Raw genomic sequence first — 5,023 nt, forward strand, 5'->3', positions numbered from 1 at the left:
CTACTAATTGTAGAGCGAGCTCTGTTGAGTATTTTAGCAATGTATGTTTTGTTCTTTTTTTCTTCTAAAAGAGTCTGAATAATCACCCTTTCTTTTAGGGTAAGTCGGCGATGTTTTTTTACTACCATTTTACAAATCTATTATTTTAGATTTGTTGCGTTAAGTTATTGAATGGAGGATACTATTTTAAAGTTCTTTCCGCTACAAATAAATTTCAAGAAAAGTGACTAGAAACTATTAATATGTCATTCGATTTTAATGATCAAAGACTTTCGAAAAACTGTGTTTTATGCTTCATCTTCAGCACGATTTAGTAAGGTGCTGGGTAATGATTTTTTTGCTTTTGCTCCAAGTGTTTTTATCTTTTCTACACTGATTATTAGATTTCCTCGTCCACTGACCAATTTGTTCATTGCTCCGTCATATTCATTTTTAGTGTCTTTTAAGCGATTTCCAACTTTTATTAAATCTTGAAGAAGTCCTTCAAATTTATCATATAAAGCACCAGCTTGTCTTGCAATTTCAATAGCATTTTTTTGTTGTTTTTCATTTTGCCACATACTATCAATGGTACGTAAGGTAGCTAGAAGGGTAGAAGGAGTAACGATTACAATATTCTTCACAAAAGCTTTATTATATAATTCATGATCTGCTTCTAGTGCTACAGCAAAAGCAGGTTCAATAGGAATAAATAAAAGCACAAAGTCTGGTGATTCGATTTGGTGTAAGTCTTCATATTTTTTAGCGCTTAACTGATCTATATGACGTTTTAATGAGTTTACGTGTTCTTTTATAAAAGTAGTTTTTGCTTCTTCTGTATCCGAATTTACATATTGTTCGTATGCAGTAAGAGAAACTTTTGAATCCACTACCATTTTTCTGTTGTCGGGTAGGTTGATAATTACATCAGGTCTTAACCTCGTTTTTCCTTCTTCTTCCGTAGCAAAACTTTTTTCTAAATCGTATTCTCTACCTTTTTCAAGTCCAGATTTTTCTAGTACTCTTTCTAAAATAAGTTCTCCCCAATTTCCCTGAGTTTTACTATCTCCTTTTAAGGCTTTTGTTAGGTTGACAGCTTCTTGACTCATTTTAAGATTTAGTTTTTCTAAACTTTCAATTTGTTGTTTTAAAGCTGAATTTCTAACGATACTCTCTTTGTTTGTATCCTCTACTTTTTTCTCGAAAATTTGAATTCTTTCCTTTAGAGGATTTAATATTTGGCTAAGACTTTCCCTGTTTTGTTCTTTGAATTTAGTCGATTTTTCATCGAGAATTTTATTTGCAAGATTCTCAAATTCTTTCGTAAATTTTTCTTGGAGCTGCTCAACTTCTCTTTTGTTGTCTTTTAATTTCTCCTGTGTGTTTTTTAACTCTGATTCTGTTTTAGTATTTTCAATGGCTAAATGATTATTTTTACCACGTAGTTCTTCTAACTCATTATCTTTAGTATTTCTCAGTTGTTCAATGTTTTTTGATGCTTCGTTTTTTAAAACCTCTATCGTTTTTTCTGCTTTTGAAATCGTTTGCTTTAAATTGTTTTTTGTAACATCATGTGATATTGTCAACTGTTCTAATTGTTGAGTTAACAGATTATTTTTTTCTTCAGAAGTAATGTCGTTTTTATCTGATTTTAATTTGGAGATTTTTCGAGAAATGACATGACTAATAAAAGCCGCAATTAATATGATTACTAGAATAAAAAGAGGGTTTTGCATTGTGAAGTAATATTTGAGTAAAATGAAGTTTGTTTCACAAATTTAAACAATAAATCAAATGAAAACAGTCCAAATTGATAATCTTTTGTGTTTTTTTAAAAGGAACTTAGTCTTTATAAAACAGAAAAGTTAGAGTTGTTTTATTTCAAATACTTTGCCGCTTTCTGCCAAATAAATGTTTGTAAAGATAGTTTTAGCTTCTTCTTTAAAGAGCTCTAAGTTATCGTATCGTGATGAGTAATGACCTAATATCAGTTGTCCTACGTTTGCTTGTTGTGCAATCGAGGCAGCTTCTTTGGCTGTAGAGTGCTTTGTTTGTTTTGTTAATTCCTTCTTGTCTTCTAAAAATGTAGACTCATGATATAAGATATCTACATTTTTGATAATAGGAACTATGGATGGTAGGTATTGGGTATCACTACAAAAGGCATAAGACAAAGGTTTGCTAGGAGGCAAGGTTAATTTTGAATTTAAAATAATACTGTTACCATCTTCTGAAATATAATCTTTTCCTTTTTTAAGGTTGTGATAGTCGCAAATTTCAATTTTTGGATTGCTACGTATTACATCCATATTTAATTTTCGTTCTCCTAATTTTTCTTTAAAAAGAAAACCATTGGTATATATCCTATGACTTAAAGGGATGGTATAAACTTCTACTTTTTTGTCTTCAAAAATTAGCTCGCTTTCTAAATTTTCCAATTCATGAAAAAGTAATTTGTATTTAGTCCAAGATTTAGCAAGTTTAATTTGAAGGGTAATTATTTCCTTGATTCCTTTTGGTCCGTATATGTGTAGATCATTTTTTCTACCGTGAAGTCCAAAAGTAGAAATCAAACCAATCAATCCATAAAAATGATCTCCATGAAGGTGTGAAATAAAGATATGTTTAATTTTAGAAAATTGAACCTTATGTTTTCTTAGTAATACTTGTGTGCCTTCTCCACAATCTATTAAAAATTTTCTTTCTTTTATTTCTAAAAACTGAGCTGTAGGAAATGCATTTTTTCTTGGAGAAGCTGAATGACATCCGAGTATTGTTAGTTTAATGCTCATGTTTTCTATTGTATCAATATTGAATAAGTATAAGAGGTGAGTACGGTATTTAGAAACCTAAATCACGTTCTATATTGTCCATTTCTAAAGTGTCTTCAGCTTCGGTTAAAGTCGGAGTCACACTTAATAATTCATCTTCCAACTTGTCAATTTCAATATCATTTCTAATGATAATAAATGAAGTTCCATTTTCTTTTTTATACATTGAAATTTCAGAATAACCATCTATTTGTTTTGTTGTTATTTCAAAAGAGTTTGAAAAATCTAAAATCAAATTTTCTTTTTCGAAATCAGAAATTTTCAATACTTCTAAAAAATCATCATGAGATGTTTCTGTAGGTGTTATAAGTGTATAATTTTCTTTTTTATCAATATTCATTTTAAAGAAATTTTAAAACAATAATATGTTGAATTTATTTTTTTATTTGTTCAGCTAATAAATAAATACAAGCCATTCTTACAGCGACTCCATTTTCAACTTGGTCTAAAATAATAGACTGATCAGAATCTGCCACATCACTAGTAATTTCAACTCCACGATTGATAGGACCAGGGTGCATTATTACAATTTCCTTGTTTAAAGAATTTAATATATTTTTATTTATGCCAAATAACTGAGTGTATTCCCTAATGGAAGGGAAGTATTTGATATCCATTCTTTCGTGCTGTACTCTTAATACATTTGCTACGTCACACCACTCTAAAGCTTTTCTTAGGTTGGTTTCAACAGTCACTCCTAAGCTTTCAATATGTTTTGGAATTAAAGTAGTTGGTCCGCATACTTTAACTTCAGCACCTTGTAGCTTTAAAGCAAATATATTAGACAAGGCAACACGTGAATGTAATATATCACCAATAATTACTACTTTTTTACCTGCAACACCTCCTAGTTTTTCTCTAATAGAATAAGAGTCTAACAGTGCCTGAGTAGGGTGTTCGTGTGTTCCATCACCAGCATTGATTATTTTTGCATCTACATGTTGAGAAAGAAATACACCAGCACCCACACTTGGATGACGCATTACAAGAATATCAACTTTCATTGATAAGATATTGTTAACTGTGTCAATTAATGTTTCTCCTTTTTTTACTGAAGATTGAGCAGCAGAAAAATTGATGACATCTGCAGATAATCTCTTTTCAGCAAGTTCAAAAGATAGTTTTGTTCTTGTACTGTTTTCAAAAAATAAATTTGCAATTGTAATATCTCTTAATGAAGGAACTTTTTTAATGGGTCTGTTTATTACTTCTTTGAAATGATCTGCAGTTTCAAAAATTAAATCTAAATCTTGTGGATTTAAATGTTTAATACCTAATAAATTATTAACACTTAATGATCTCATTCTTTAGTTATTCATTGTTAAATAGACTGCATCTTCTGTGTCGTTTTCCAACCAATGCACAGACACCTTTTCATTATTAATTACATCTACTTGTCTACCTCTATAGTCAGGTTGAATAGGCAAGTGTCTACTAAATCTTCTGTCTATTAATACAAGTAACTCAATTTGTTTAGGTCTGCCGTATGATTGTAATGCGGCTAAAGCAGCATTTATACTTCTGCCTGAATAAAGGACATCATCTACAATTACTACTTTTTTGCCTTCAACTAAAAAGTCAATTTGAGTAGAATTCGCTATTAATGGAACTTCTCTACGTCTAAAGTCATCTCTGAAAAAAGTGATATCAAGTTTCCCTAAAAGGATGTTATCTACTTGATATTCATCTTTTAATAGTTGTGTCAAACGATTGGCCAAAAAAGCACCTCTTGGTTGAAGTCCTAGTAGAACAGTATTAGAAAAGTCGCCATGATTTTCAATTAATTGACAGGCCAATCTATGTAAAATGATTTCTATTTCCCTAGAGTTTAATAATGTTTTGTTACTCATGTTTTGTTGTGAAAAGCTAGTTTTTCTCATAACAAATATACTCAAACAAAAATGTTTTTGTTAGTTAATAAGAAATATTTTACTGAGTTAATCATTTAGTTTCTGTATCTTAGTGTCCTTAAATATAACAGATATGGATGTTTTTCAAGGTCAAAATATACTGAGTTTTATAAAAGAACTACCAAATGATGAAGCAAGACCGTTGCAAGGTACATGACAAAAACAAAGACCCAAACTTAGGGTGTAAATCATTGTTTGTTAGCTTATTAAGATGTATATTCAAGCCATGAAACTACAAATAACACCTACTTTTGCAGATAGCATTTGTGATTTACGCACAAGAAAGATAAAAGCTACATTTTT

General features: G+C 30.1%; 5 protein-coding genes. All 5 read right to left on the bottom strand.

Features of this window, described 5'->3' with window-relative positions:
• Positions 1 to 287: 287 nt before the first annotated feature.
• Positions 288 to 1,715, bottom strand: a complete 1,428-nt coding sequence (gene rmuC / locus V5787_RS07195; protein WP_336892580.1) for a DNA recombination protein RmuC — start codon at positions 1,713 to 1,715, stop codon at positions 288 to 290.
• Positions 1,716 to 1,844: 129 nt separating this feature from the next.
• The gene (locus V5787_RS07200; protein WP_336892581.1) at positions 1,845 to 2,771 is read right to left on the bottom strand and encodes a ribonuclease Z; all 927 of its coding nucleotides are present in this window, start codon (positions 2,769 to 2,771) and stop codon (positions 1,845 to 1,847) included.
• 49 nt (positions 2,772 to 2,820) lie between these two features.
• Entirely contained in the window at positions 2,821 to 3,150 is a 330-nt protein-coding gene (locus tag V5787_RS07205) for a ribonuclease Z (RefSeq protein WP_336892582.1), read from the bottom strand.
• A 34-nt stretch (positions 3,151 to 3,184) separates the two neighbouring features.
• Positions 3,185 to 4,114: an aspartate carbamoyltransferase catalytic subunit gene (locus V5787_RS07210; RefSeq protein WP_336892583.1), complete on the bottom strand. Its 930-nt coding sequence runs from the start codon at positions 4,112 to 4,114 to the stop codon at positions 3,185 to 3,187.
• 3 nt (positions 4,115 to 4,117) lie between these two features.
• The gene (gene pyrR, locus V5787_RS07215; RefSeq protein ID WP_336892584.1) at positions 4,118 to 4,660 is read right to left on the bottom strand and encodes a bifunctional pyr operon transcriptional regulator/uracil phosphoribosyltransferase PyrR; all 543 of its coding nucleotides are present in this window, start codon (positions 4,658 to 4,660) and stop codon (positions 4,118 to 4,120) included.
• Positions 4,661 to 5,023: the final 363 nt, after the last annotated feature.

It is taken from the genome of Flavicella sp., from assembly GCF_037132785.1.
In the GTDB taxonomy this organism is placed as follows: domain Bacteria; phylum Bacteroidota; class Bacteroidia; order Flavobacteriales; family Flavobacteriaceae; genus Flavicella.